The organism is Streptomyces sp. NPDC000878 (genome assembly GCF_053599695.1).
Window position 1 is genome coordinate 1 of record NZ_JBSFMT010000003.1, and the last position, 26714, is coordinate 26714.

Genomic DNA, 26714 nt, shown 5'->3' on the forward strand with positions numbered 1-26714 from the left:
GCCCACCGCCAGGTAGTTGGCGGCCCGCCAATGGGCGTCCAGGGTACGTAGTTCCTCGTCGGTCAGTGCGGTGCTGTCCTGGTGTTCGACCTTGGGCATGGTGACTCCGTAAGTCATCGAGGTGCGTCGTCGAGAAACGTCGTCGAGAAGCGTCGTCGAGCGGAGGAGTCGGCACGGCCGGAAAGGAGTCGGCGACGGACAAGCGCCGGGCCCGGCTGAACATGATCGCCCACCTGCCCGGCTCCCTTCCGTACGCCGAGGCGTCGCCGCCGCTTCTGGAGCTGCCGTCCCGGCCGCCGCCGACCGGCTGCGGACGCCTGCCGCGTGACCTGCGGACATACGCCCCCGACCGCGCGGCGAGCCGCTGAACCGCTCACGCCCGCTGCGGTACGACGGCGACCGGGCAGGCGGAGTGGTGCAGGACCGCATGCGCGACCCGGCCGAGCTGGAGCCCGAAGTGTCCTTTCCGGCGCCGGGCTCCGACAACGAGCAGGTCGGCGGTGGCCGATGCGTCCACCAGCACCTTGCGGGCAGGTCCCTCGGCTGTCTGCCGACGTACCTGCACGGAGGGATGGTCCCGCACGGCGTCACGCAGTGCGACGTCCAGAATCCCCGTGGCCCGCTGCTCGTGGTGACGCGCGGGTTCCCCGGTCATCAGCGGGTAGTCGGTGGTCTCGTGCGCGGGCCACCTCCAGGCCCGTACAGCCTGCAGACCGGCGTACCGGTCGGCCGCCTCCTGGAAGGCGAAGCTCACGGCCGCCGCGCTCTCCGCGTCCTCGCCGACGCCCAGCACGATGCGCTGTTCGATCCCGGGCCTGGCACGTTCGTCGTGGCTTCCGCGCAGCACGATCACCGGGCAGTCGGACCGGGCCGCGACTGCGAGGCTCACCGAGCCGAGCAACAGCTCGGCGATGCCACTGCGGCCGCGTGAGCCCAGGACCAGCGCGGAAGCGTTGCGTCCCTCGCGCAGCAGTGCGCTCACCGCATCGTCGGGCAGTACCTCGGCGGAGATCTTGAGATCCGCTTCGCGGCGGTGCGCCCGCTTCGCGCCGGCGTCGACGATCTTGTCGGCCAGCACCTGTTCCGAGGACCTGCCGAGGTCCTGTGCGAGTGCCGCGCCCTCGTAGCGCTCCCAGAGGGAGGCGTACACGAGCCGCAGCGGCACCCCGCGCAGGGCGGCCTCGTCCGCCGCCCAGTCGACGGCGCGCAGGCTGGGCTCGGAACCGTCGACGCCCACCACGACAGGAAGCTCCACCGTCCTCACCGTCCCGCGGTGAGATCGAAGACGATCCGGCCCTTGACCTGGCCGCGCAGCACGTCGTCGATGGACTCGTTGACGCTCGCGAGGGGGCGGGTCTCGTAACTCACCCGGGTGCGGCCGGCCGCGTGCAGCTGGAAGACCTCGGCCAGGTCCTGCCTGGTACCGACGATGGAGCCGATGACGGAGGTGCCGTTCAGAACGGTGTCGAAGATCGGGACCTGGATCGTGCCGTGCGCCGGCAGGGCCACCATGACGAGCTTTCCGCCGCGCCGCAGCCCGGAGTTGACCGCTTCGAAGGCCGCGTCGTTCACCGCGAGCGCGATGGCGGCGTGCGCACCGCCGTGCTGCTTGAGCACCTCGCCGACGTTCTCCTTGCGGGCGTCGATCAGGATGTCGGCGCCGAGTTCGGCGGCCAGTCGGAGCTTCTCGTCGGTGACGTCGATCGCGGCGACCGTGGCCCCGGCGATCTTCGCGTACTGCACGGCCAGATGCCCGAGCCCGCCGATGCCGGAGATGGCCACGAGCTGCGCGGGCTTGACCTCCGCGACCTTGAGCGCCTTGTACGTGGTGACGCCGGCGCAGGTCAACGGGGCGGCCTCGAAGGGGCTGATCCCGGCGGGCACCGGCTGGGCGAAGTCCGCCCAGGCGAGCATCTTCTCGGCGTACGCGCCGTCGCAGCCGTACCCGGTGTTGATCTGCTGCTCGCACAGCGTCTCCCAGCCGGACAGACAGTGCTCGCACCGCCCGCAGGTCTTCCCCAGCCAGGGCACGGCGACCCGCTGCCCGAGGGAGAGGTGGGTGACGCCGTCGCCGAGGGCCTCGACGAGACCGACGCCCTCGTGGCCGGGGACGAACGGCGGGTTGGGCTTGACGGGCCAGTCTCCGTGGGCGGCGTGGATGTCGGTGTGGCACAGCCCGGAGGCTTCCACACGGACCGTGACCTGGCCGGGGCCGGGCTCGGGATCGGGGCGCTCCTCGATGACCAGGGGCTCACCGAACGCTCGTATGACCGCTGCCTTCATGGTTTCTCTCCTCCTCGGGACAGGTCAGCCGTGTGCGACGACGGCGACGGGGGCGGTGGAGTGGTGCAGTACGGCGTGCGTGACGGGGCCGATGTGGGCGCCGAGCGGACTGCGGCGGATGTGCCGGCCCACGACGACCAGGGAGGCCTCGCGGGAAGCGTCCGCCAGGTGGAGGGCGGCCGTTCCGTACGGAGACTCCTCGATGACCTCGACGGCGGGGAACTTCTGCCGCCACGGGCGCAGGACGTCGGTGACGGCGGTGGCCTGCTGCGCGGCCAGCGCGCCGTGGAGTTCGACGTCGGGGGAGAGGCCGTAGGCGTAGTACGGCGGCGGGTTCCAGCCATGGACGACCCGCAGGGAGGTGGCGCGGCGGCCGGCCGCCTCGAAGGCGAACTCGACGACCGCGGGGTCGGGGTCGTCGGTGGCCAGGCCCAGGACCACGGGCCGGAACGGGGCCGCGGCGGACGGGATGCCCGTCGGGTCCATCAGGTGCTCGTCCGCGGCCTGTTCGCCGGCGCGGACCAGGACCACGGGCCGCTCGGCGCGCGCCACGACGGCCTGGCCGACCGAGCCCACCAGGAACCCGCCGAGCCCGCTCATCCCGCGGGAGCCCAGGACGAGCAGTGCGGCATCCTTCGCCACGCCGGACAGCACGTCGGCGGGCCGCCCGGAGAGGTGCTCGGCGGTGATCTCGACACCGGGGTGCCGCAGCCGGAGGCCCTCGGCGGACTCGCGCGGAACGCGCTCGCTCCAGTGCTGCTGCGTCTCGGCACCGAGAAGCGGTGCCTGCGCCATGGGCACCGGTACGGGCTCCCGGACGTGGATGATCCTCAGCGGCAGGTCGCGCAGTTCGGCCTCGCGGGCCGCCCATTCTGCGGCGGCCCGGCTCTCGGGCGAGCCGTCGAGGCCCACGGTGACGGTGCGGGGCATGGTCTCCACCTCCTGAATCGGGGTTCCGATTCCAGCGTTGTGTCGAACGGAGTCGTCGTGCAGGGGCCACAGGTCCCGGCAGGGGGCCGATCGGCCCTATGGATCCGCGGCGCGGCGGACCCCGCGAAGGGGGCACGCCGCGTCCTCCCGCGGTCAGCGCAGCCAGCTGTTGGTGCGGACGAGCGGCAGCCTGGCCCAGAGCTTCCCGATGCCCCAGGTGTCGCCGGCGGAGGCCAGCGCGAGGGCGATCAGGGCGACCGCGTAGATCAGGTGGTAGTCGACGAACGGGTTCGGCGACATGCTCGGCGACCCGTCGGAGAGGTGCTGGGCGGGCGGCCACTCGGCGATCCACATCAGCGCCATCATCGCGGTGCCCGCGACGGCCGCGAGCCGCAGCGCGAAGCCGCCGACGAGAGCCAGCCCGATGCCGAGCAGACCGGCCATGAACAGCCAGTTCGCCCAGGTGGCACCGGCCCAGGAGTGGAAGGTGGACTCCATCGGCCCGGCGGCGACGGAGCCGAGGAAGCCCTTCGTCGGCGATCCGCCGTCGACCCAGCCCTTGCCGGAGGGCGTGGCGTAGCCGAACCCGAAGGTCTTGTCGAGGAAGGCCCACAGGAAGACGAACCCGGTGAGCAGGCGCAGTGACGCGAAGGCGTGGGCCCGCGCGGTGTGCGTGCCGGTGCGTGCCGACACGGCCGGCTCGGAGGCGGCGACGGTCCCGTTCCCGCGGTACGACGGCAGGTGGAACCCCGGGCTTCGGTGAGGGTGCTGGTGCACGGCCATGGTGGTGATCCCTTCGGGCATTCGGCGCTGGTCCTGTCGTTGTCCGACACGGCTCACTCTTGTCGCCCGGGGCGGGCTCCGCCGGATGCCGAAGGTCCGTGACCATGGGGCTGAACGGCCCCTGTCGCAGGGCCTGTCGGGCCGCCGGGAACGATCAGCACCGGGCAGTGGGCCCGGTGCATCAACGTACGGGCCACGAAACCGAGTTGGCGTCCACGGCCGCCCCGATCAGGTCGGCATCCGACCACGACGAGGTCGGCCGTGCGCGTGGCCTCCAGCAGCGTCCGCGTCGAGGAGGGGGCGGCGTCCTCGGTCTCCGGGCCGACGAGGGGTCGCCGCTCGCGCGGTTCGACCAGCACATCGCCGGCCGGGAGGTGCGACGCGGTCCCCGCGCACCGGCGGTGCGCAACCGGTGGTGGGGTCAGGTGCCGATGCGCCGAGGACCGAAGGATGCGCAGTCCGGCGTTGCGGAGTTCCGCTTCCTTGATGGCGTACACAGCCGTGTCCGCGTCGTTCTCGGCGTCGAGGACGAGCAGCACCTCGTTGTGCAGGTGCGGTGGAGAGTCGCCTCGTACGACGAGCAGCGGGCCGTGGGCGTGCGCGGCCAGGCGCCGGCTCACCGAGCCGAACACCGTGCCCGCGAACCCGCCGAGGCTCCGGCAGCCGACGACGGTCAGCGCGGCCCCGCGTCCGCGTTCCGCGAGCACGGCCGCCGAGTGTCCCTCGACGGGGACGGTGACGACCGGCAGGCGCGGGTGACGGTGGCCGACCCGCGAGGCGGCGGACGCCAGCACCGGGCCGGCCTCGTCGAGGTCGGGCACGGCGTACACGATCTCCAGAGCGGTGGCGTGCAGGGCCGCCTCGTCGGCGGCCAGGTCCAGTGCTCGTACGGCGATGACGGAGCCGTCCACCCCGACGATGACGTGACGCGTGGTCATGACTCTTTCCTCCCTGGGCCGTTGACGCCTGAAGCACCGTCACGGCACCGGTTCAGTCGTGCGGGACGACGGCCACGGGGCAGCCGACGTGGTGCAGCACCGCGTGAGTGACGGCGCCGATGTGCGGGCCGAGCCGACGGTCCCGTGGCCGGCGCCCCACGACGACGAGGGAGGCTCCGGCTGCCGCGCCCACCAGCGCGGTGGCGGCCCGCCCTTCGGAGACCGTCTCGACCACGGAGACCCCCGGGAACTTCTCGCACCACGGGCGCAGCGTCGCGACCACGGCGCGTTCCCGCGCCGCGAGCAGCTCCGGCCCGGACACCGGACCCCGCGGCGCACCGAAGGCGTGGATCACGTGCAGCGTGGCGCCGCGGCGCCGAGCGGACTCGAAGGCGAACTCGATCGGTTCGTCACAGGGGCGCCGGGTGTCCAGGCCGAGGACGACATCGCGATACGGGGTCTCGGGTACCTCATCGGGTGAGACGCCGTCCAGGGCGGAGAAGTGTTCGGCGGCGGCGCTCCCGCCCGCCCGGACGAGCACCAGAGGGCGGGAGGACCTGGCGACGACCCGCTGGGACACCGAGCCGACCATGAATCCCGCGACGGGGCCGAGACCGCGTGACCCGAGCACCAGCAGCTCCGTCTCCCCGGCCGCCGTGAGAAGGGCGGCCGCCGCGGAGCCGGACACCAGTCGCTCGACGACCCGCAGCCCGGGGTGCGCGGCACGGATGCTGCCCGCCGCCCGGTCCAGGATCTGTTCGGCCCACTCGTGCCCGGTCCTGTCCGTAGGGACGGAGGGTGCGGGGCGTGGATGCCGCTGCCATGCGTGCACGAGGTTCAGCGAGGCGCCGCGGCGCAGCGCCTCCCGGGCCGCCCAGTGTGCGGCGGCGAGGCTCTCGGGGGATCCGTCGACTCCCGTGATGACGTGCCGAACCATGGTGGGCACCTCCTGTGTCCGGGCCTGCCCGATCTCCTACCGAGCCTCGTCCACGAACACCCGTGCGCCCAGGGGCCGTACAGCCCCATCGAGGGGCTCTTCGGCCCAACGCCACCGGGAGGGGCCGCGGGTCCGTGCCGATCGCCCCCGCGCCTGTACGACGCCCTGTGGCGCAGGCACAGCAGCCGCTTCCCCTTCTCGGAGCGGCCGTTGCCCGCGGCCGTGCTCACCGAACTCGCCGAGGCCGCCCACACCGAGGTCGCGCTGCTGGACCGTCCCTCACCGAGCGAGACCCACCGCCTGCTGCGGATCACCAGGGAGGCGGAGCACCGCAACACCGCCGACCCCGACAGGGCCACGGAGAGCCGCCGCCGGGTGCGTGAACCGAACCACGAAGCCCTCGGCATGCCGCCGAAGACGCTGGGACCGCGGAACTTCCGGGAACAGGTCCCGATGCGGGACTTCGGCGCCCACCGGCACCCTGCCCTGCCGACGGCCCGCCCCTTCGAGAAACGGCCGACGATCGCCGTACTCTCCACCGCGCACGACCGGCGGACCGACTGGCTGCGCGCCGGCCAGGCACTCGAACGGGTCCTGCTCGAAGCCACCGCCCACGGTGTGCGGGCGTCCCTGCTGCACCAGGCGCTGGAATGGCCTGACCTGCGCGAACAGCTCGTGCCGCCGCCGAGCGACCGCCGCGGTCACGCACAGATGGTGGTCCGCCTGGGATACGGCCCGGAGGGGCCCTCCTCCCCGCGTCGCACAGCTCGGCAGACCCTCGCTGACGGCGTTTCCTCAGCCTCCCGCTGAGCCCGTCGGCACGCGCCACACCAGCTGGGTACCGCCGCCGCCCGGTCGTTCACCGAGCGTCAGCGCGCCACCCAGCCCACGGGCCCGTTCCTCAAGATTCTTCAGCCCGCTGCGCGCGACCCCGTCGGGCACTCCGCAGCCGTCGTCCCGTACCGTCAGCGCCAACTCTCCACCGGCGCACCGCAGATGGACGTCCACCGAACGCGCCCCCGAGTGCCGGACCGCGTTGCTGAGCGCCTCCCCGAGCACCGCGAGCGCATGGTCCGCGACGTCGCCGGGGACATCGGTGTCGACGAGGCCCTCGATCCGCAGCGCGGGCGCGAAGCCGAACGAGGTGGCGGAGGCATTCACGGCCTCGGACACCCGACCACGCAGACCGCTGTCCTCCTTGGCCCCGCCGCCACCCGTACGCAGCCCGAAGATGGTGGACCGAATGATCTTGATGGTGTCGTCCAGATCGTCGACGGTCCGCGACAGCCGTTCCACGGCCTCGGGGTGGTCCACGAAGCGCTGGGTGCTCTGCAGGGTCATGCCGGCCGCGAAGAGCCGCTGGATCGCCAGGTCGTGGAGATCCCGCGCGATCCGGTCACGGTCCTGAAGCAGCGTGATCTGTTCCGCGTCCCGGCGCCGCTCGGCGAGTTCCAGCGCGAGCGCCGCCTGGTCGGCGAAGCCGAGCAGCGGCCCGGTGTCGTCGTCGGAGAACGGTGTACGGCCTGCCAGACGCCCCAGCAGCAACACCCCGCGGGCCTTGCCGCCGGCCCCGAGCGGCACCACGACCACGGGGCCGAGCCCGGCCCACTGCGACTCCCGCTCGCCGGTGCGGGCGTCCTGCTGGATGTCGGCGCTGACCACCGGCTCCGCCGTGGTGAGCACGGCGGCGACAAACCCCTCCTGGGCCGGGAAGACCAGCCCGCTGCGCCGCTCCGCGTCCGCCCCGACCGCGAGCACCGGCCGCAGCTCCTCCGCCCCGGACACGTACTCCGCGATCATCCCGACGTCGGCCGAGGCGATCTCCCGGGCCTGCTCGACGATCAGCTCCAGCACCTCGGCACTGGGAGTGCCCGACAGCAGCGTGCGCGTGACCTCCCCACTCGCCCGCATCCAGCGCTCACGCAGCCGGGTCTCCTCGTACAGCCGCGCGTTCTCGATCGCCACACCGGCCGCCACGGCGAGTGTCGACAGCACCGCCTCGTCCTCGGCCTCGAACTCCTCGGCACCGCGCTTCTCGGTGAGGTAGATGTTCCCGAACACCCTGTCGCGCACCCGGATGGGCACCCCCAGGAAGGAGCGCATCGGCGGGTGATGGGCCGGGAAGCCGTACGAGGACGGGTGACCCGACAGCTCCGGCAGCCGCAGCGGTGAGGGATGCCGGATCAGCTCGCCGAGGAGGCCGTGGCCGCTGGGCAGGTCACCGATCTCCGCGCGCCGCTCCTCGTCGATGCCCACGGTCAGGAACTCGGACAGCCGGCTGTCGTCGCCGATCACACCCAGCGCCCCGTACTCGGCGTCCACCAGCACCACGGCGGCCTCGACGATGCGGCGCAGCACCTGCGGCAGATCCAGCTCGCGCCCGATGGACAGCACCGCCTCCAGCAGGCTGTGCACCCGGTCCTGCGTCCCGCGAGCCGCGTCGATCCGTGACTGCAACTCGTCGAGCAGTTCGTCCAGCCGCAGCTTGGGCACATGCTGCCGGGAGCCTCCGTGTCCTTCCCCGCTCATTGCTTCCTCCGGCCGACTCGCGCAGACAGGAGGGCGGCGCAACCGGCAGCCCTCCGCTCTCAACCGTACTGGCTGCGGGCCTGCCGGCGACATTCGCCGGCCGCCCCCGCCCTGAGGTCGGACCAGCCCAACATGCCTTGCTCGAAAGCAAGTTGGCGGACCCGGTTCCCACCCCGCGCGACCCGAGCCGATCACGAGATCCGGTCACCCCCTGCCGACTCCTTACCGTCGGCGTCGGCCAGGTGCCCGCGGCGCGTGCGAGACTCCGCCGAATGACCTCGCAGACGATCACCGCGGACGCCGCGGGCACCTGGAAACTCGGCGATCTCACCATCAACCGGCTCGGGTTCGGAGCCATGCGGCTCACCGGTAGCGCGGCCTTCCACCTCGGCACGCCCAGCGATCGCGAAAAGTCGCTGGCCGTGCTGCGCAGGGCCGTCGAACTCGGCGTCAACCACATCGACACCGCCGCCTTCTACTTCTCCGCGCTGCGCTCCGCCAACGAACTCATCAACAGCGCGCTGGCGCCTTACCCGGACGACCTCGTCATCGTCGTCAAGGTCGGCCCGTACCGCGACTACACGGGGGAGTGGGCCACCCCGGCCCGCCCCGACCAACTGCGCGGGCACGTCGAGGAGAACCTGCGCCAACTCGGCCGCGACCACCTCGACGTGGTCAACCTGCGCCGGCTGGAGCAGGACTCCATCGCCGAGCACTTCGGAGCGCTCGCCGAACTGCGCGAGGCCGGCCTGATCCGCCACCTCGGCATCTCCGGCGTCGAGCCGAAGCACCTCGCCGAGGCGCAGGCGATCGCCCCGGTGGTGTGCGTGCAGAACCGGTACGCGCTGGACCGGCCCGATCCCGAGGGAGACGAACTCCTGCGGCTGTGCGGGGAGTCGGGCATCGCCTTCGTGCCCTTCTTCGCCGTCGCGGGCAGCGGGGGAGCCCGGGGCGCCACCGACACCCACGACGACGCGGTGCTCGCCGTGGCCCGTGCGCACGGTGTGAGTCCCGCCCAGGTCCGGATCGCCTGGAGTCTGCACCAGGGGGCGCATGTGCTCGCCATCCCGGGCACGGGCAACCCGGAGCACGTCGTGGACAACGTGGCGGCGGGCGGACTGCGGCTGACGGACGACGAGTTGGCCCGACTCGATGGGTCGCATCGCCCGTAATCGCCGTCAAATGCCCGTTCCCGGCCGGTGGTTACTCGTGTGTAAGAGCTTTACGTGAAACCCCGGCCGGGCCTCCCGGCGGCGTGGATCTTGTCGGTACGGTCCTGCCTTGTGCGCACCGGGAGGGCTCCAACGCCCGGTCTACGCGCGCAGATTCGGCACCCGCACCGCCTTCCCCCACATCCCCCCACCCATGGAGGAACGCCAGATGTACGCCATCACCGGGACCCGGCACAGACTCGCCTCGGCCCTCGCCGTGCTCGGTCTGATCGCCACCGGCGTCGCAGTCCAGGCCACCGCCACCGCGACCCCCGCCCACGCGGCCACCACGCACCGCGTCCTCTTCGACAACGCCCACGCCGAGACGGCGGGCAACGCCGACTGGATCATCTCCACCAGCCAGCCCAACCCGCTCTCCCAGGACTCCGCCCCCTCCGACGAGACCGACTGGACCGGGGCGCTCTCCTCCTGGGGCGTCGCCCTCCAGGAGACCGGCGACTACAGCCTCAAGACGCTGCCCTCGGGCTCAAGCCTCGCCTACGGCGGCTCCACGGCGACCGACCTGTCGAACTTCGACACCCTGGTGCTGCCCGAGCCCAACACGCTGTTCACCACGGCCGAGAAGACCGCCATCATGAAGTTCGTCCAGAACGGCGGCGGCCTCTTCATGATCTCCGACCACACCGGGGCCGACCGCAACAGCGACGGCGAGGACGCGGTCGAGATCCTCAACGACCTGATGACGAACAACAGCGTCGACTCCACCGACCCGTTCGGCTTCTCCATCGACTCCCTGAGCATCAGCTCCGGCTACCCCGCCGCGATCACCGCCGCGTCGAACCCGGTCCTGCACGGCACCTTCGGCACGGTCACCAAGAGCCTCATCGCCAGCGGTACGACGGCCACCCTCAAGCCCGCCGACAACTCTGCCGTGAAGGGCCTGCTCTACCGCTCCGGCTACTCGGGCAACACCGGAGCGTTCTTCCTGACCAGCACCTTCGGCAGCGGCCGGATCGCCTTCTGGGGCGACAGCTCCCCGATCGACGACGGCACCGGCCAGTCCGGCAACACCCTGTACGACGGCTGGAACGACACCGGCGCCACCAACGCCCCCCTCGCCCTCAACGCCACCGCGTGGCTCGCGGGCGCGAGCGACTGACGTACAGGACCGACAGGTCGTGCGGGCCCGGGGAAGCGACCCCGGACCCGCACACCGTCGGTTCAGCCCACCCGTGTCGAACCGGTCAGCGCACCCGCTCCCGCAGGAACGGCACCGTGCTCTCCCACGCCCGCGCCGCCGACTCGGCGTCGTACACCGGGCGGGAGTCGTTGAAGAAGGCGTGGTCGGCCGGGTAGACACGCAGGTCCGGGGTGATACCGGACTGCTCCTTGATGGCCTCGCGCAGCGGGTCCAGGCTCTCCACCGGGATGCTCGCGTCGAGTTCGCCGTAGTGGCCCAGCACCTCGGCCTTGAGGCCGGAGAAGTCGGGCAGCTCGCCCTGGATCACACCGTAGAACGGCACGGCGGCACTGACGCGCGGGTCGGCCGCGGCCTGGTAGAGCACGAAGCCGCCGCCCATGCAGAAACCGACCGAGCCGACCGTTTCCGAGGTGACCTCGGGCCGGGCCAGCAGGTAGTCGACCGCGCCGGTGAGGAGTTCGACGCCCTTCGGCACCGGCAGGGCCTGCAGCATGCGCAGCGCCTCCTCGCTCTCGTGCGCCACGTTGCCGCCGTAGAGGTCGGGGGCGAGGGCGACGAAGCCCTCCTGTGCGAGCCGGTCGGTGACGTCCGCGATGTGGTCGTTGAGGCCCCACCACTCCTGGATGACGATGACTCCGGGTCCGCTGCCGGACGGAGGCAGCGCCAGATAGCCGTACGCGGTGGTGTCAGCGCTGGGAAACGTCACGTTCTGGCGGGACGGGTATCCGGTCGGCTTCGGCAGCTCGGACATGGCAGTCAACTCCTGGAAGGGCAGCGCTCGGTGGGGGTGCGCCGCAGTCGTCGGACTCCGACGCGATCTCCACCTTGTCACGCGCGGGTTCGGCCCCCGATCCCGGCCCCGGTATGGCGGGCAGCAGCGCCCCGCGCACCCCGGTCCCGTCGCCGCGCAGCACCTCCGCGCACGCGTCCGGCGCGAAGCGCGTCACCGCGTACGCCGCCAGGCCCAGCCACCACGCGGCGAACAGCCAGCCGCCGACGACGTCCGAGAACCAGTGGACGCCCAGATAGACCCGGCTCAGCCCGACCAGCACGCCCCAGCAGCCGACCGCGACTGCGATCGGACGCCGCCCGCGCGGGGCCCGTGTCCACACGGCCAGGACGAGCAGTCCGGCGGTGACGGCCGACGTGGTGGTGTGGCCGGAGGGGAACGACCAGTGCCCGGCGTCCGTCGCCCAGTGCGCCATGGCCGGCCGGGGCCGGGACAGCAGCGCCATCACGGAGAACCGCACCGCCTGGGCGGCGACCAGACAGACCAGACAGGTGGCGGCCGTCAGGATCCGCTGTCGCGCGGTCCGGCCGAGCAGGTAACCGGCGAGGGCGACCAGGGCGTACGGAACGAAGCCCGAGCCGGTGTGGGTCACCACCCGGGCGAGGGTGACGACCACCTCCGGCCGGTGCGCGAGCGACCACTCCAGCAGATCCCGGTCGCCGAACAGGGTGCCGCCGCCCTGGAGCATGACCGTGACGGCGAGCAGCGCCAGCAGCACAAACGCGACCAGGCTCCCCAGCGCTGGGGAGCCCGCCCTTGCGACAGCTTGCTCACGGTTCACATCTGCTCGACGATCACGCCCCGGCGAAGGTTCCCGTGACCCACGGACGCGGAGGAGATCACCCGTGCGGATACGGAGATGACACACCCGGGGTGTTACGTATAACCTCACCCGTCAACCGCACGTGATGCGCAGGTCAGCCGGACAGTCCGGCGCGCCTGCGCCCGAGAGGCCGAGGAGGGCCGATGAGACGTATCGCACTGGTCACCCTTGTCGTGGACGACTACGACGAGGCGATCCGCTTCTACACCGACGCCCTCGGCTTCAGGCTCGCCGAGGACACCCCGCGCCCCGACGGCTCCCGCTGGGTCGTCGTCGAGCCGGGCACGGCGGAGGCGGGCACCGGCCTGCTGCTCGCCCGGGCCAAGGACGAGGACCAGCGCGCCCGCATCGGCGACCAGACCGGCGGACGCGTGGGCTTCTTCCTGCACACCGACGACTTCGCCCGCGACCACGCCCGGATGAGCGCCGCCGGCGTGACCTTCCTGGAGGAGCCGCGCCATGAGCCGTACGGCTCGGTCGCCGTCTTCCAGGATCTGTACGGCAACCGCTGGGACCTCCTCCAGCCGGCCACCGACTGACCCGCAGCGACACCACCCCACCGCACCACCACCTGCCGAGGAAACACCGCACATGACCGCGTCCCCCGTCGACACCGACACCCTCCGCCGCCTCCCCAAGGCCGTGCTGCACGACCACCTCGACGGAGGCCTGCGCCCCGCCACCCTGGTCGAGCTGGCCGCCGAGGTCGGCCACACCCTGCCCACCACCGACCCGGACGAGCTGGCCGCCTGGTACTACGAGGCCGCCAACTCCGGTGACCTGGTGCGCTACATAGCCACCTTCGAGCACACCCTCGCCGTGATGCAGACCCGCGAGGGCCTGCTGCGCACCGCCGAGGAGTACGTCCTCGACCTCGCCGAGGACGGCGTCGTCTACGCCGAGGTGCGCTACGCCCCCGAACTGAACGTGAACGGCGGCCTGACCCTCCCCGAGGTCGTCGAGACCGTCCAGGAGGGCCTGGCGGCCGGTATGGCGAAGGCCGCCGCCGCAGGGACCCCGGTGCGGGTCGGCACGCTGCTGTGCGGGATGCGCATGTTCGACCGGGTCCGTGAGGCCGCCGATCTGGCCGTCGCCTTCCGGGACGCCGGTGTCGTCGGCTTCGACATCGCGGGCGCCGAGGACGGCTTCCCGCCCGCCGACCACCTCGCCGCCTTCGAACACCTGCGCGGCGAGAGCGTGCCGTTCACCATCCACGCGGGCGAGGCGCACGGCCTGCCCAGCATCCACCAGGCCCTCCAGGTCTGCGGCGCCCAGCGCATCGGCCACGGCGTCCGCATCACCGAGGACATCGTCGACGGCAAGCTCGGCCGTCTCGCGGGCTGGGTGCGCGACCGCCGGATCGCCCTGGAGATGTGCCCGACCTCCAACCTCCAGACCGGCGCCGCCACCTCGATCGCCGAGCACCCCATCACCGCGCTGCGCGACCTGGGCTTCCGCGTCACCCTCAACACCGACAACCGGCTGGTCTCGGGCACGACGATGACCCGCGAGATGTCCCTGCTGGTCGAGGAGGCCGGCTGGACGGTCGAGGACCTGCGCACGGTCACGGTGAACGCGGTGAAGAGCGCGTTCATCCCGTTCGACGAGCGCAACGCCCTCATCGAGGACGTGGTGCTCCCCGGCTACGCGCTCTGAAGCAGTCCCCGCAGATAGGCGGCCTGGCCGACGTGCTCCCAGTCGTCGGCCAGGACACTGACCAGCCGTACGCCGAGCGTGACCGGCGGGTCCCAGCGCTCGTCGACGACGCGTTCCAGATCCTCGGCGGCCAGAGTGCGCAGGGCTTCGAGGCTCTGGGCTTGCACGGCGTCGTAGTAGCCGGTCAGCAGTTCGGGGGAGTCGACGCGCACCTTGGCGACCTGCGCCGAGGTGTGGCCGTACCCGATGTCGCGGGGTTCAAGGTCGAGGCCGAAACGCTTCTCCCAGCCCTGGGTCAGCCACACCTGGTCGAGACCGAAGGCACCGGCCACATGGTCGTCCTGGACCCGGGTGAGATGCCAGACCAGCCAGGCGACGGAGTTGGCGTCGGGGCCGGGGCGGTGGTTGAGGTCGTCGGGGCCCAGGCCCTCGACGGCGGCGTGGACTTCTTCCTGGATGCGGCTGTAGCCGTCGATGAGGATGTCCTTGGCATGCATGGGGTCCAGCCTCCCCCATTCCGGCCCGTCATGCCCCCTTGGTTTCAGCCTCGGTCTCCAGCAGAGCCATCAGTGCCCGCGCCGCGGGACTGGTCGCCTCCGAGGCCGGCAGCAGGGCGACCGTCTCGTACACGGTCTCGCCGGTGCCCTTGACCGAGAGCGCCGTCAGCGACTCGCGCTTGTGCCGGAAGTGCCGGGGTACGACGGCCACCCCGAGGTTCTCGTCCACCAGGTCGAGGAGGCTGTGCACGTCGTTGACCTCCAGGGCGACCGTCCGGCGCACGCCCGCCTCGGCGAAGGCGGCGTCGGTGGTGCGGCGCGGCCCCCAGTCCGGGTGGAAGTCGACGAACACCTCGCCGCCCAGGTCCTCCGGGGTCACGGCCGCGCCGATCGCCGCGAGCCGGTGACTCGGATGGCACAGCATGATCATCGGCTCGCTGCTCAGCGGTACGGCACGCAACTGGTCGGCCTCCTCCCGCGTCCCGCGGACGGCGAAGGCCAGATCCAGACGCCCCGCGGCCACCTCCTCTGCCAGCGCACCCGAGCCCGCCTGCCGCAGACTGATCTCCACGTCCGGGTGCTGCCGCCGGAACGCGGCGAGGAGCCCCGCCACATGCACCCCGGCGATGCACTGCTCGGAGCCCAGCGCGAGCATCCCGCGCAGCACCCCCTGCACCGCGGCCACCGCCTCGTGGGCAGACCGCACCTGTGCGAGGATCCGCTCGGCCTCGCCGAGCAGCGCACGCCCCGCAGGGGTGAGCGTCACCCGGCGGGTGGTACGCACGAACAGCGGCGTCTGCAGCTCCCGCTCCAGCGCGCGGATCGAGGCCGAGAGACCCGACTGGGACACCATCAGGCGTTCGGCGGCCCGGGTGAAGTGCTGGTCCTCGGCGACCGCGACGAAGTGCTGGAGATGGCGTAGTTCCATGATTGAGAAGCCTATCCGCTGAATTCCATCGGATTCTCCTGTTGGACCACTACCCGCTCCCGGGGGAAGAGTGGGAACAGCAGTGATCGCATCCGCCGTGCCAACCCCCCTGGAGTCGCGTTGTACACCGCACACACCGACCGTTACGCGGACATGCCCTACCGGCGTACCGGGCGCAGCGGCCTGAAGCTCCCCGCACTGTCGCTCGGCCTGTGGCACAACTTCGGCCCCGACCGGCCGGTGGACACCCAGCGGGCCATCCTGCGCCGCGCCTTCGACCTCGGCGTCACCCACTTCGACCTGGCCAACAACTACGGCCCCCCGCCCGGCGCCGCAGAGAGCGCCCTCGGCGAGGCGCTCAAGGCGGACTTCGCTTCCTACCGCGACGAACTGGTCATCTCCACGAAGGCCGGATACCTGATGTGGCCGGGCCCGTACGGCGAGTGGGGCTCCCGCAAGTACGTGCTGTCCTCGCTCGACCAGAGCCTCACCCGGATGGGCCTGGAGTACGTCGACATCTTCTACTCGCACCGCCCGGACCCGGAGACTCCCCTGGAGGAGACGATGGGCGCCCTGCACACCGCGGTCCAGCAGGGCAAGGCGCTCTACGTCGGCATCTCCAACTACTCGGCCGAGCAGACCCGCGAGGCCGCGCGCATCCTCGGTGAGCTGGGCACCCCGCTGCTGATCCACCAGCCGCGCTACTCGATGCTCGACCGCCGCCCGGAGGACGAGGGCCTGCTGGACGCCCTCGACGAGCTCCAGGTCGGCTCCATCGTCTTCTCCCCGCTGGAGCAGGGCCTGCTGACCGGCCGCTACCTCGACGGCATCCCGGCCGACTCGCGGGCGGCGAGCGACAGCCCCTTCCTGAACTCCGACCGGATCACCGAGGACCTCGTGCAGCAGCTGCGCGCCCTCGACGACATCGCCAAGTCCCGCGGCCAGTCCCTGGCCCAGCTGGCCCTCGCCTGGGTCCTGCGCGGCGGCCGGGTGACCTCCGCCCTGGTGGGCGCGAGCAGCCCGCAGCAGCTGGAGGACAGCGTCGCGGCGATCGACAACCTGGAGTTCGCCCCGGAGGAGCTGGCCCGGATCGACGCGGTGATCAAGCAGTAAGCCGCTCGCTCACCTCCCAGAGGCGGGCCGCCGCCTTCGGGTCCACGGCGCGGGACAGCACCCCCGGGACGCTGTCCCCGCCGGCCCAGGCGGCCTCGTTCTCGGGGGTCACCAGCGGGCTGATGTCGACGTTCTCGCAGTAGACCCCGCCGAGACCGGCGAGTTGCGGGCCGGTCGCGCACCAGACGCCGGTGGCCGCGCCCTGCTGCACGGTCTTCATCTGGCGCTCGGGATCACGGACGGGCCGGCCCGCACCGTCCAGCGCGCCCGCCGCCTGGAGCGCTGCCGGGTCGAGGTGTTTGACCAGGCCGGTGTCGATGATCAGGCCCGGGTGCACGGCGAAGGCCCGGATGCCCTCGGCCTGGCCGCGCCGGTCCAGTTCCACGGCGAAGAGGGCGTTGGCCGTCTTCGACTGGCCGTAGGCCACGAACGGCTCGTACTTGCGGTGCTCGAAGTGCAGATCGTCGAAGTCGACGCCGGCGAAGCGGATGCCCCGCGACGACAGCGCCACGACCCGTGCCCCGTCGGCCGCGACCATGGCGGGCCACAGCCGCGTCGTCAGCTGGAAGTGCCCGAGGTGGTTGGTGGCGAACTGCCCCTCGTACCCTCGTGCGTCCCGCGCCAACGGGGTCGCCATGATCCCGGCGCTGTTGACCAGGAGGTGCAACGGCCGCCCGGACGCCAGGAACTTCTCCGCGAAGGTGTCGACGGACGCCGGATCCAGCAGATCCAGGCGCTCGACCTCGGCTCCGGGCACGGCCTCCAGTGCCGTCCGGGCCCGCCGCACGTCCCGTGCCGGCACGACGACCTCGGCGCCGGCGGCACGCAGTACACGCGCCGTCTCAAGCCCGATGCCGGAGTAGCCCCCCGTGACGATCGCGACCTTGCCGGTCAGGTCGATGCCCTTGATCACCTCCTCGGCGGTGGAGGCGGCACCGAAGCCGGAACCCAGGGGGTGCTGCTGTGTGGTGGTCATGTCTGGCTCTCTCCTCAACGTGCCGGGCGCTCTCAACGCGAGCTGTTCCGACCACCGTAGGTCGACATCTCCGTACGATGAATGCTTGAGAATCCGCATTACTTGCGTGATAGTACGAGTATGTCTGCGGATCCACTGTCCGACGCCCTTGCCGTCGCCGACGCGCGCACTGTGTTCTCCGGGGGTTTCACGGCCGGCGGGGACTGGGCCATCCAGTTGCGCGGGCGTGACCGGCTGAAGGTGAACGCCGTGGTGAGGGGTGGCTGCCTGCTGGTCCGCGAGACGGGCGGCGAGCCCGTGCGGCTCGCCGAGGGGGACGTCGTGGTGTCCGACGGCGGTCAGCCGTACGTGCTGTGCAGTCGGGCCGGCGTCGAGCCGACGGACTCCGAGGACGTCGTCATGGACCAGGTGACCCGGATGGGTCGGCTCGGCCAGGGCGAGGACGTGGACGTGGCGTGTGTGTCCGGGCACATCGACCTGAGCCGGGACCGCGGCGATCTGCTGCGCCGGGCGCTGCCGGAGCTCGTCCACGTACGGGCCGACTCGGCCGAGGCCGGCGTGCTGCGGTGGCTCATCGGGCAGTTGGCGGCGGAGATGACGACGCGCAGGGCGGGGGTCGAGTTCGTCTCGGCCCAGCTCGCGCAGCTGATGTTCGTGCAGGTGCTGCGGGTGTGCCTGACCGAGGCGGACGGGCTGCCGCCGGGCTGGCTGCGCGCGCTGGCCGACGAGCGGCTTGCCCCGGCGCTGCGCCTGATGCACGGCGACCCGGCCCACCCCTGGCAGCTGGCGGAACTCGCCCGGGCGGCGGCGATGTCCCGCACCACGTTCGCCGTACGGTTCAGGGAAGCGGCCGGGGTGCCGCCCCTGACGTACCTGCTGAACTGGCGCATGAGTCTGGCCGCCCGGGCCCTGAGGCAGGACACCGCCCCGGTCGCGGCACTCGCCCGCTCCGTCGGCTACACCTCCGAGAGCGCCTTCAGCAACGCCTTCAAACGGGCGGTCGGCGTCGGGCCGCGCCGTTACCGCGAAGCCGCCAGGAGCTGAGCCGCTCCGCCAGGCAGCGGGCAGCCGTATCGAAGTTGTCTGCGGCGGCACTTCCGTCACTGTCAGTGTGTACGGGCGCGCCGGAACGATCGTCTTCGGGGCGCTGTGCGCTGGTCGGGGCGGGGTCCCCCGCCGAGGGTGATCCCGAGAGAAGACCGCCCTGTCGGATTCCGGCCAAGAGTCGCGTCGAATATGCCAGGAGACTGGCTGGAAAGGCGTGGTGACAGAGTGTCAATAGTGAAGATACTTGAGTAGTAGAACACTGCACGACCGAGTGAGCCGCAGGGAAAGCGAGGCAGGGCCGCCAGGCGATCGGGGGAAAGATCGTGCACGACGAGTTCCTTTGCCACGTCACGGCGTACGGCGTCTGTGCGGGCCGGCGAATAGGCGTACCGCTGGGTACGTATCGCGCGCCCACCCTGGCGCTGGCCCTGTGGTGGTTACGGGACCGCGCGAACTGGATCGCCGAACGGCTCGATCCGCAACCCGAGGAGCAGTACTTCCCCCCGAACTCGCTCGTCCCCGTCGCCGCCACCGTGCCCGACGTCCCCGGTCTGCTGCGCGCCTGGAGCATGGACCCGTACCAACAGGAGCTGGTCGCCGACGAGTTGGCGGCCGGCCGGCTCGTCCGGATCGCCACGTACGACGAGACCGCCGAGTACGAACTGCTCGCCGAGTCCGTCGACGCCCTGCGGATGCAGCGGACCACCCCGGCGCTGGTCGTGCCGGTCGCCTAGGTTCCTGGACTTCGAAGCCCCTGGGCCGGGCGGACGTCCATCTGGCCAGGCGTATATGCGGACGAATCGCTAGAATTCTGGGCATGGTAGACCAGGGGTCGGTCGCGCCGACCGCGCCCGAACTCGTCCTGGAGACGGACGCGGGCTCCACACTGATGAGCCCCGGCCGCGACTATCACGTCGGACGCGACCCGCTCAGCGAGATCGTCATCGACGACGCCCGGGTCTCCTGGCACCACGCGGTGCTGCGGCAGGAGGACGGACACTGGACGGTCGAGGACGAGAACAGCACGAACGGCACGTACGCCGACGGTCTGCGCGTCCATGAACGGGACGTCGGACCCGGCAGCGTCCTGCGCTTCGGCAGCCCTGCCGACGGGCCGCGCGCCGTCCTCGTCAGCCCGTCCCCGCCCGCCCGTGAACGCCCCTCGGCGGTCTCCATGCCCGCCATGACCGGCACCTTCCGGCAGCCGACCAGTGTCCGGCCGCTGTCCGCCCGTACCGTCCGCATCGGCCGCGCCGCCGACAACGACCTGGTCGTCGACGACCTCCTTGTCTCCCGCCGGCACGCCGAACTGCGCGCCCACCCGGACGGGACGTACGAGATCGTCGACCTGGGCAGTCACAACGGCACCTTCCTCAACGGCGGGCCCGTCGCCCGGGGGATCGTCGCGCCCGGTGACATCGTCGGCGTCGGCCACTCCGTGTTCTGCCTGGTCGGCGACCAGCTCCAGGAGTACGTCGACACCGGCGAGGTCTCCCTCGACGTGCAGGACCTCACGGTCGCCGTCGACCACGGCCGCAAGACCCTGCTCGAGGGCGTGTCCTTCCCGGTGGGGGAGAAGTGCCTGCTCGCGGTCGTCGGACCCAGCGGCGCAGGCAAGTCCACCCTCCTCAACGCCCTGACCGGACAGCGCCCCGCCGACCACGGCACGGTCCTGTACGACGGCCGCGACCTCTACCGCGACTACGCCGAACTGCGCCAGCGCATCGGTTTGGTCCCGCAGGACGACATCCTGCACGCCCAGCTGACCGTGCACGGCGCCCTCTCCTACGCCGCCGAACTGCGCTTCCCGCAGGACACCGCGAAGGCGGAACGGCGGGCCCGGGTCGACGAGGTGGTGCGTGAACTCGGCCTGGAAGAGCGGGTCAAGCAGCCCGTGCACAGCCTCTCCGGCGGACAGCGCAAGCGGGTCAGTGTGGCCCTGGAACTGCTCACCAAGCCGTCGCTGCTCTTCCTCGACGAACCGACCTCGGGCCTCGACCCCGGGATGGACCGCTCGGTGATGCACATGCTGCGCGGCCTCGCCGACGACGGCCGGACCGTCATCGTCGTCACCCACAGCGTGCTCAGCCTCGACGTCTGCGACCGGCTGCTGGTGCTGGCCCCCGGCGGCAAGGTCGCCTACTACGGGCCGCCCGAGGACACCCTCGCCTTCTTCGGGTACGAGCAGTGGCCCGAGGCGTTCGAGGCCTTCGAGCGCGACCGGGAACGGGACTGGGCGGGCGACTACCGCACCTCGCCGTTCCACCGGCAGTACATCGTCAACTCGACCGCCCAGCCCCGGCTGCCGAGGTCGGGCCCGGTCGCCGCCACCCCGCACCCGCCCAAACCGCAGAGCTGGGGCGCCCAGTTGAGCACCCTGGTCCGCCGCTACACGGCCGCGCTGAGCGCCGACCGCACCTTCCTCGCCATCATGATCGCCCTGCCGTTCGTGATGGGCGCGATGGCCCGGGCGCTGGCGGGCAGCAAGTTGACGCAAGAGACGGCGATGAACGCGCTGCTCATCCTGTGCGTCGGCGGCGTCCTGACCGGGGCGGCCAACGCCGTGCGCGAGCTGGTCAAGGAACGGGTGATCTACCAGCGGGAGCGCGCTGTCGGCCTGTCCAGATCGGCGTACCTGATGTCGAAGGTCGTGGTCCTCGGGACGATCACCGTCGCCCAGGCCGTCGTCCTGACCCTCGTCGCGCTGCTCGGCGTCGACCTCAACGCACCAGGCGGCGAAGGCGTGTTGATGCCACCCCTGGTGGAGATCACGGTCGCCGTCGCGCTGCTCTCCTTCACGGCGATGATGCTCGGCCTGCTCGTCTCGGCGCTGGTCCGCAAGGAGGAGGTGACGATGCCGCTGCTCGTGCTGCTGGCCATCGTCCAGGTCGTGTTCTGCGGCGCCCTGCTCAAACTCGACGGCGTCCCCGGCATCGAACAGCTGTCCTGGCTGGTGCCCTCGCGATGGGCGCTCGGCGCGATGGCGGGCACCATCGGACTGTCCCGGATCGTCCCCGGGGAGCTGACCGGCGACCCGCTGTTCGAACACTCGGCCGGGGTCTGGCTGCTCAACACGGGCATGCTGCTCGTGCTCTCGGTGGTCTTCGGGTACCTGGTCCTCCGGCTGCTGCGGCGGCACGAACCAGCCGTCATGCGGAAGTAGAGGGGGTGGGTGAGATGACGTCCCCCGGTTTCCGGATCACCGGGTTCCGGCCCACGCACGTCGTCCCCGGGGACGGCCTGGCCGCCTGGGAGGAGCCGGACCCGTCCCGGCCCACGGTGCCCCTCGACGCGCTGCTGCCGGTCGAGCTGGTCGAGCGGCGCGGCGACTGGGGGCATGTCCGGTGCGCGAACGGCTGGTCCGCCTGGGTCGACGGACGGCTCCTGGTCGCCGTACCGCAGGACCCGCCCGCCGCAGGCGCCCCGCTCGCCCGTACCGCCGATCCACGGCCCCTGCTGGCCCGTGCGGAACAGGCGCTGGCCCGATATCGCGAGGCTGTGGAGGAGCTGACCGGGGGCGCGCTCGACCGGGAGGCGTTTCGGGGGCGCACGCGCGGACAGCGGATCGGGATCGTCGTCGACGGCGAGTCCGTGTGGCTGTACGACGCCGAGCACGAGCGCTGGGTGTACACCGACGGCACCCGGCTGAGCGCCTACGCCGCCGACCGGGAACCCGCCGCCCCCGCGCGCGAGCCCACCCAGGTGGTGCCCGACCTGGGCCACGCGCCCACCCAGGTCGTCAGGGACGACGGCGACGGCATCGGCGGCGGCGGATGAACCGAGACCCGGACCGCGACACGCGTTCGCACGCGGGACGCCCCTCCGACCTGCTCGGGAAGCAGATCGCCGGCTACCGCGTCGAGGCGGAGATCGGCCGGGGCGGCATGGCCGTCGTCTACCGGGCCAGGGACCTGCGCCTAGACCGGACCGTCGCCCTGAAACTCCTCGCGCCGGAACTCGCCCGCAACGACACCTTCCGCAGACGCTTCACCCACGAGTCCCGGGTGGCCGCCGCGATCGACCATCCGCACATCGTCCCGGTCTTCGAGGCCGACGAGAAGGACGGCATCCTCTACATCGCGATGCGGTACGTCGAAGGCAGCGACCTGCGTCATCTCCTGGACCGCAAGGGCCCGTTGCCGCTCGCCACCGCCACCCGGATCGCCGCCCAGGTGGCCTCCGCGCTCGACGCCGCCCACGAACACGGCCTGGTCCACCGGGACGTCAAACCCGGCAACATCCTGGTCGCCCGGGGCACCGACAGCGACCACCCCGAGCACGTCTACCTCACCGACTTCGGCCTGACGAAGAAGTCGCTGTCCCTGACCGGCTTCACGACGGTCGGCCAGTTCGTCGGCACCCTCGACTACGTGGCCCCCGAGCAGATCTCGGGCCGCCCGGTCGACGGACGCTGTGACGTCTACGGCTTCGCCTGCGTGGTCTACGAACTCCTGGTAGGCCACCCGCCCTTCCAACGCGACGACGACATGGCCCTGTTGTGGGCCCACCAGTACGACGAGCCACCACCACTGACCGAGCAGCGCCCCGAACTCCCCGCCGCCGTCGACCCGGTGTTCGCGAAGGCCCTGGCCAAGACCCCGGACGACCGCTACGACTCCTGCCTCGACTTCATCGCCGCACTCCGCGCGACCTCGACCCGCCCCGCGCACGAGGACCACCCACCCACGCGAGTGGTCCGACTGCCCGGGACGGGCGAGGAACGCCCACCCCAGCCACCGGACTGGGCCCGCCCGGTGTTCACCCGACACGGTCACCGACGGTCGGGGTAACAGGCCTTGGGGCGCGTGCGGTTGGCGCTAACTCTGGCCAAGCCCACCCAACGGCACCCGTCGCGCAGACAGCTTCCGGTACGAGATGCGCCAGCCGCCGTCGACCCGCACCACCGTGTCGTCGTAGGTCACCGAGCCGCACGAACCGTCCGTCATGACGCCCAACCCCTTGGAGCGGGCGTGTACTTGGCCGTCGGGCGCCTCGGTGACTACCACGTTCGTGACGTGATGGGCGACGGGATTCGCCGCGCCGAGGGCGAGTGACGCCTCCGTGAGCGAGGCGAGACCGGTGACCAGGTCCTGGCCGAAGTCGGAGAGGTCGTACACCACGTCCGGGGTGAACACCTCCGCCGTGCGGTCGAGGTCCCCGTCGTCGACGAGGTGACCGTGCAGCGCGATCAACTCCGTCACGGCCAGCCGGTCTTCGGCACTCAACGCCATGGCGCCACGCTCCCACGCCCGCCGGGCACCCGCCTAACGGTTTTCGACCTCGCCCCGCCGATGCACCCGCCGGGCCAGCAGTGCCCCCAGGAACCCCGTGACCAGACCCCACAGCAGCGCCAGACCGAGGGCGCCCCACAGATGGGGGCGCAGGAACAGGCTGCCGGAGAGGTTGCCGCCGAGGTCGCCGATGCCCAGGACCGACAGGCCGTAGTGGGCGTCGATGCGGCCGATCAGGCAGATCATCAGGACCGTCAGGGCAAGCGCGACCGCCATGTGCACGGCGTGCTGCCAGGCGCGCATGCGGGCCGGAGAGCGCACCGCCATCAGGAACGCGGCGGCCAGCAGCAGCACGGCGTCGACGGCGACCAGCCACCACACCTTGCCGTCGAAGCCCGCGAGGGTGCCCAGGTTGAGCGTGGCGGTGTCGGACGTGCGCAGCACCTCGTCGAGGACGTGCGGCATCGGCAGCCCGAAGGGGCCGTCCACGCGGCCCTCCCAGGTGACGCCCAGGCCGGTGGTGAGGGCCAGCCAGACCAGGTTCGGCATGCCCAGCAGCACCAGCGCGAGGGACTGCGCGGGCTGTCCGCGCGTCACCGCCACGACCAGCGCGATCACGGTCCCGAGGGCCACGAAGGCGAGCAGCAGGACGACCATGGCGTACGCGGCCGGACGTACCGACTCCTGGAAGCGCAGGAGCCGCGCCGGCAGCGGGGCCCCGCGTGAGACCAGCAGGGCCAGTGCCAGGACGCCCGCCAGCCACACCACGCCCGCGAGAAGTGTCAGCGGTACGTCTGTGGCGAAGCCGATCCTCGGTGCGGCGCCGAAGATGTCGCCGATGTCGCCGAGTGCGCCGTCTCCCAGCGAGACCGCGAAGGTCTGGCGGGCCGCGAACGCCAGACCGGTCAGGCCCAGCACCCACAGGACGGCGATCCGCGCGGCCCAGCCCGCCAGCTCACGGGCCCCGGCGACGGCCCGGTGCCGCAGCGGGCGCAGAAAGCCAGCGCCGGTCACGAGTGCCCCGACGAGCGTCACCGTCAGCGGCATCACGGTCAGACCGCCCGCTGTCTCGGCGAGATCTCCGGCGTCGCCCGTGAGGTCGACGGTTCCGCCGACCGCCGTAACGACGGTGGCCGCGACGATCCGGGGGAACGCGCCGTCCGGCAGGTCGCCCGCACCGGCCGCCCACAGCCCCAGCCCGGCGGTCAGCACCATGGCGGCCAGCCCGGTCAGCACCACGGCCAGGGCCTGCACCCAGCCGTGCCGGGAGACGGTCCGCCCCGCGCCGAGGATCGGCACGGGAGCGGGGTTTCGCGTGCTCACCCTGCCACGCTAAGCAGCACTCGGGCGGTGCGCCTGTCGGGGCTCACGCCCAACGGAACGAAGGTGTCCGCTTGCGGGCGGCCCGGGAGCAGGGCGCACAATGGGCACGTTGTGGAAGAAAGCGGCAGGAATCGGGGCCAGTGCCGCAGAAGCCCACGTCGGAAGAAGAGCCCGTGAGCGTCGAACAGCCGTCCTCCGGCAGCCCCACCGGACCGCCCTCCGGCCCCCTGTCCGGCCCCTCCCAGCCACCCACGGGCCCACCGTCCCAGCCGCCCACCGACGGCGGAGGCGGCGGGGACGGGGGTGGCGGCGGAGACGGGGGCGGCACGGGAGAAGGGCCTGGGCGCGACCGGCCCTGGTGGAGGTCGGCGCCCCGGATCGCCGTGCTCGCCACCTCGGTCGTGGCCGCCGTCGCCCTGATCGTCGTTCTCACCCGCTCCGACGGCGGCTCCGGTGGCACCTCCGACCAGGCGAGCGGCGAGGTCTTCCTCCAGGCCGCGGACACGGCGGGCCCCGACGCCTTCACCGAGTCCACCGCCAAGGACAGCTCCGCCCCACCGGCCACCACCCCCACCGCCACCGTCTCGGAGACGGCCACCGCGAACGTCGTACGGCGCGTGGACGGCGGCTCGGCCGGCCTGTACGGCGGCACCCGCAAGGTCGCCAGCTGCGACGTGGAGAAGCAGATCCGGGTCCTTCGGGCCGCCCCCGCGAAGAACGGGGCGTTCGCCTCGGTCCTCGGCCTCCAGCCGGCCGGGGTCCCCGCGTATCTGCGCTCACTCACCCCCGTACAGCTCCGCATGGACACCCGTGTCACCAACCACGGCTACCGCGACTCCGCCGCCACCACCTACCAGGCCGTCCTCCAGACCGGGACGGCCGTCCTCGTCGACGACCGCGGACGCCCGCGCGTGCGCTGCGCCTGCGGCAACCCGCTCACCGACCCGGTACGGCAGACCACCGCGCGTCCGCGAGGGGACGCGTGGCCGTCGTACCGCACCTCGAACGTCGTCTACGTGGCGCCCGCCGTCACGGTCGTGAACATCTTCGTCGTCTACGACCCCGACCGCCGCGACTGGTTCCATCGGCGCCCGGGCGACACGGGCGGCAAGGACCAGAAGACCGACCCGCCGGTCAAGGAGCCGACCCCGTCCGTGAGTTCGTCGGAGAGTTCGACGACGCCCTCGCCGGCGTCCTCGGAGCCGGAGTCCTCGGAGCCGGAGTCCTCGGAGCCGGAGTCCTCGGACCCGGAGTCTTCCGAGCCCGAGTCCTCGGAGCCGTCGTCCGCGACGCCCGGGCTGCTGTCACCGCGGTCACCGGTGCCGTGCGTGTCCTCGCCCACCGCCTCGCCCGCGTCACCGGCCGCACCGGACACCGCGAGCCCGTCGGCCACACCCTGCCCGCCGACCTCGAGCGCTCCTCCCTCCTCTCCCTCGTCCTCGGCTCCGGCCGTCGAACCCCCGTCCTCGGCGCCCGGATCGTCCCACTCGCTGCCCGACGGCCGCCTGTCCGGGACGACGCCCCGGTCGGGCTCCAGCGCGCCGTCCTCCTGAGGTT

At 72.0% G+C, this 26714-nt stretch carries 25 protein-coding genes and 2 pseudogenes; 13 read left to right on the top strand and 14 right to left on the bottom strand.

Annotation, left to right across the window (positions count from 1 at the left end; translation table 11 throughout):
* Positions 1-197 precede the first annotated feature (197 nt).
* Positions 198-368, top strand: a pseudogene (locus ACWDR4_RS03550) (polyphosphate kinase 2); the annotation flags it as partial.
* 5 nt (positions 369-373) lie between these two features.
* Here ACWDR4_RS03550 and ACWDR4_RS03555 read toward each other — a convergent pair.
* From ACWDR4_RS03555 to ACWDR4_RS03580, 6 genes are all read right to left on the bottom strand, one after another.
* Positions 374-1264: a universal stress protein gene (locus tag ACWDR4_RS03555; protein ID WP_450403380.1), complete on the bottom strand. Its 891-nt coding sequence runs from the start codon at positions 1262-1264 to the stop codon at positions 374-376.
* A complete protein-coding gene (locus ACWDR4_RS03560) occupies positions 1261-2283 on the bottom strand; it encodes a zinc-dependent alcohol dehydrogenase (RefSeq protein ID WP_450403382.1) in 1023 nt (340 codons plus the stop codon). The genes ACWDR4_RS03555 and ACWDR4_RS03560 overlap by 4 nt, the downstream gene beginning before the upstream one ends.
* 24 nt (positions 2284-2307) lie before the next feature.
* Positions 2308-3213 carry a universal stress protein gene (locus tag ACWDR4_RS03565; protein WP_450403384.1) on the bottom strand — a complete coding sequence of 302 codons (906 nt, stop codon included), beginning with the start codon at positions 3211-3213 and terminating at the stop codon, positions 2308-2310.
* Between the two features lie 153 nt (positions 3214-3366).
* Positions 3367-3996, bottom strand: coding sequence for a hypothetical protein (locus ACWDR4_RS03570; RefSeq protein WP_450404040.1), 630 nt, complete (start codon positions 3994-3996; stop codon positions 3367-3369).
* 53 nt (positions 3997-4049) lie between these two features.
* Complete coding sequence (locus ACWDR4_RS03575) at positions 4050-4934, bottom strand: universal stress protein (protein ID WP_450403386.1); 885 nt, start codon at positions 4932-4934, stop codon at positions 4050-4052.
* 52 nt (positions 4935-4986) lie between these two features.
* Positions 4987-5871, bottom strand: a complete 885-nt coding sequence (locus ACWDR4_RS03580; RefSeq protein WP_450403389.1) for a universal stress protein — start codon at positions 5869-5871, stop codon at positions 4987-4989.
* Between ACWDR4_RS03580 and ACWDR4_RS03585 the strand changes: the two genes are divergently transcribed.
* Positions 5860-6681, top strand: coding sequence for a nitroreductase family protein (locus ACWDR4_RS03585; protein WP_450403392.1), 822 nt, complete (start codon positions 5860-5862; stop codon positions 6679-6681). The genes ACWDR4_RS03580 and ACWDR4_RS03585 overlap by 12 nt on opposite strands.
* On the opposite strand, the gene ACWDR4_RS03590 is transcribed toward ACWDR4_RS03585, so the two are convergent.
* Positions 6667-8400 (bottom strand): GAF domain-containing protein, encoded by a 1734-nt coding sequence (locus ACWDR4_RS03590; protein ID WP_450403394.1) that lies wholly within the window; start codon positions 8398-8400, stop codon positions 6667-6669. The two genes, ACWDR4_RS03585 and ACWDR4_RS03590, sit on opposite strands and share 15 nt — an antisense overlap.
* Positions 8401-8672: 272 nt before the next feature.
* On the opposite strand from ACWDR4_RS03590, the gene ACWDR4_RS03595 reads away from it, so the two are divergent.
* Positions 8673-9572: an aldo/keto reductase gene (locus tag ACWDR4_RS03595; protein WP_450403397.1), complete on the top strand. Its 900-nt coding sequence runs from the start codon at positions 8673-8675 to the stop codon at positions 9570-9572.
* A 208-nt stretch (positions 9573-9780) separates the two neighbouring features.
* Positions 9781-10725 (top strand): annotated as a pseudogene (locus ACWDR4_RS03600) (hydrolase); the annotation flags it as partial.
* Between the two features lie 91 nt (positions 10726-10816).
* On the opposite strand, the gene ACWDR4_RS03605 reads toward ACWDR4_RS03600, so the two are convergent.
* On the bottom strand, positions 10817-11524 hold the full coding sequence (locus ACWDR4_RS03605) for a dienelactone hydrolase family protein (RefSeq protein WP_450403400.1): 708 nt from the start codon (positions 11522-11524) through the stop codon (positions 10817-10819).
* Positions 11460-12281, bottom strand: coding sequence for a phosphatase PAP2 family protein (locus ACWDR4_RS03610; RefSeq protein WP_450403403.1), 822 nt, complete (start codon positions 12279-12281; stop codon positions 11460-11462). Before ACWDR4_RS03610 ends, ACWDR4_RS03605 begins: the two co-directional genes overlap by 65 nt.
* 248 nt (positions 12282-12529) lie before the next feature.
* On the opposite strand from ACWDR4_RS03610, the gene ACWDR4_RS03615 reads away from it, so the two are divergent.
* Both ACWDR4_RS03615 and ACWDR4_RS03620 read left to right on the top strand, forming a co-directional pair.
* Positions 12530-12925: a VOC family protein gene (locus ACWDR4_RS03615; protein ID WP_450403406.1), complete on the top strand. Its 396-nt coding sequence runs from the start codon at positions 12530-12532 to the stop codon at positions 12923-12925.
* Between the two features lie 52 nt (positions 12926-12977).
* Positions 12978-14042: an adenosine deaminase gene (locus tag ACWDR4_RS03620; RefSeq protein WP_450403409.1), complete on the top strand. Its 1065-nt coding sequence runs from the start codon at positions 12978-12980 to the stop codon at positions 14040-14042.
* Here ACWDR4_RS03620 and ACWDR4_RS03625 read toward each other — a convergent pair.
* Entirely contained in the window at positions 14030-14539 is a 510-nt protein-coding gene (locus ACWDR4_RS03625) for a mycothiol transferase (RefSeq protein WP_450403411.1), read from the bottom strand. The two genes, ACWDR4_RS03620 and ACWDR4_RS03625, sit on opposite strands and share 13 nt — an antisense overlap.
* A gap of 28 nt (positions 14540-14567) precedes the next feature.
* Complete coding sequence (locus ACWDR4_RS03630; protein WP_450403413.1) at positions 14568-15467, bottom strand: LysR substrate-binding domain-containing protein; 900 nt, start codon at positions 15465-15467, stop codon at positions 14568-14570.
* Positions 15468-15587: 120 nt separating this feature from the next.
* Here ACWDR4_RS03630 and mgrA point away from each other — a divergent pair, with 120 nt between their 5' ends.
* The gene (mgrA, locus tag ACWDR4_RS03635) at positions 15588-16580 is read left to right on the top strand and encodes an L-glyceraldehyde 3-phosphate reductase (protein ID WP_450403416.1); all 993 of its coding nucleotides are present in this window, start codon (positions 15588-15590) and stop codon (positions 16578-16580) included.
* On the opposite strand, the gene ACWDR4_RS03640 is transcribed toward mgrA, so the two are convergent.
* A complete protein-coding gene (locus tag ACWDR4_RS03640) occupies positions 16570-17556 on the bottom strand; it encodes an oxidoreductase (RefSeq protein WP_450403419.1) in 987 nt (328 codons plus the stop codon). The genes mgrA and ACWDR4_RS03640 overlap by 11 nt on opposite strands.
* A gap of 120 nt (positions 17557-17676) precedes the next feature.
* Between ACWDR4_RS03640 and ACWDR4_RS03645 the strand changes: the two genes are divergently transcribed.
* The 5 genes from ACWDR4_RS03645 (at position 17677) to ACWDR4_RS03665 (ending at position 23393) form a co-directional block, all read left to right on the top strand.
* A complete protein-coding gene (locus tag ACWDR4_RS03645) occupies positions 17677-18600 on the top strand; it encodes an AraC family transcriptional regulator (protein ID WP_450403421.1) in 924 nt (307 codons plus the stop codon).
* A 326-nt stretch (positions 18601-18926) separates the two neighbouring features.
* Positions 18927-19337 (top strand): hypothetical protein, encoded by a 411-nt coding sequence (locus tag ACWDR4_RS03650; protein ID WP_450403423.1) that lies wholly within the window; start codon positions 18927-18929, stop codon positions 19335-19337.
* An 83-nt stretch (positions 19338-19420) separates the two neighbouring features.
* Complete coding sequence (locus tag ACWDR4_RS03655) at positions 19421-21766, top strand: FHA domain-containing protein (RefSeq protein ID WP_450403425.1); 2346 nt, start codon at positions 19421-19423, stop codon at positions 21764-21766.
* A gap of 14 nt (positions 21767-21780) precedes the next feature.
* A complete protein-coding gene (locus ACWDR4_RS03660) occupies positions 21781-22380 on the top strand; it encodes a hypothetical protein (RefSeq protein ID WP_450403428.1) in 600 nt (199 codons plus the stop codon).
* Positions 22377-23393: a serine/threonine-protein kinase gene (locus tag ACWDR4_RS03665; protein WP_450403431.1), complete on the top strand. Its 1017-nt coding sequence runs from the start codon at positions 22377-22379 to the stop codon at positions 23391-23393. The genes ACWDR4_RS03660 and ACWDR4_RS03665 overlap by 4 nt, the downstream gene beginning before the upstream one ends.
* Positions 23394-23420: 27 nt before the next feature.
* Here the strand turns inward: ACWDR4_RS03665 and ACWDR4_RS03670 are convergent, their stop codons facing one another.
* The gene (locus tag ACWDR4_RS03670; RefSeq protein ID WP_450403432.1) at positions 23421-23834 is read right to left on the bottom strand and encodes a nuclear transport factor 2 family protein; all 414 of its coding nucleotides are present in this window, start codon (positions 23832-23834) and stop codon (positions 23421-23423) included.
* A 33-nt stretch (positions 23835-23867) separates the two neighbouring features.
* On the bottom strand, positions 23868-25157 hold the full coding sequence (locus tag ACWDR4_RS03675; protein WP_450403434.1) for a streptophobe family protein: 1290 nt from the start codon (positions 25155-25157) through the stop codon (positions 23868-23870).
* Positions 25158-25330: 173 nt separating this feature from the next.
* On the opposite strand from ACWDR4_RS03675, the gene ACWDR4_RS03680 reads away from it, so the two are divergent.
* Positions 25331-26710 carry a DUF6777 domain-containing protein gene (locus ACWDR4_RS03680; protein ID WP_450403436.1) on the top strand — a complete coding sequence of 460 codons (1380 nt, stop codon included), beginning with the start codon at positions 25331-25333 and terminating at the stop codon, positions 26708-26710.
* Positions 26711-26714 lie beyond the last annotated feature (4 nt).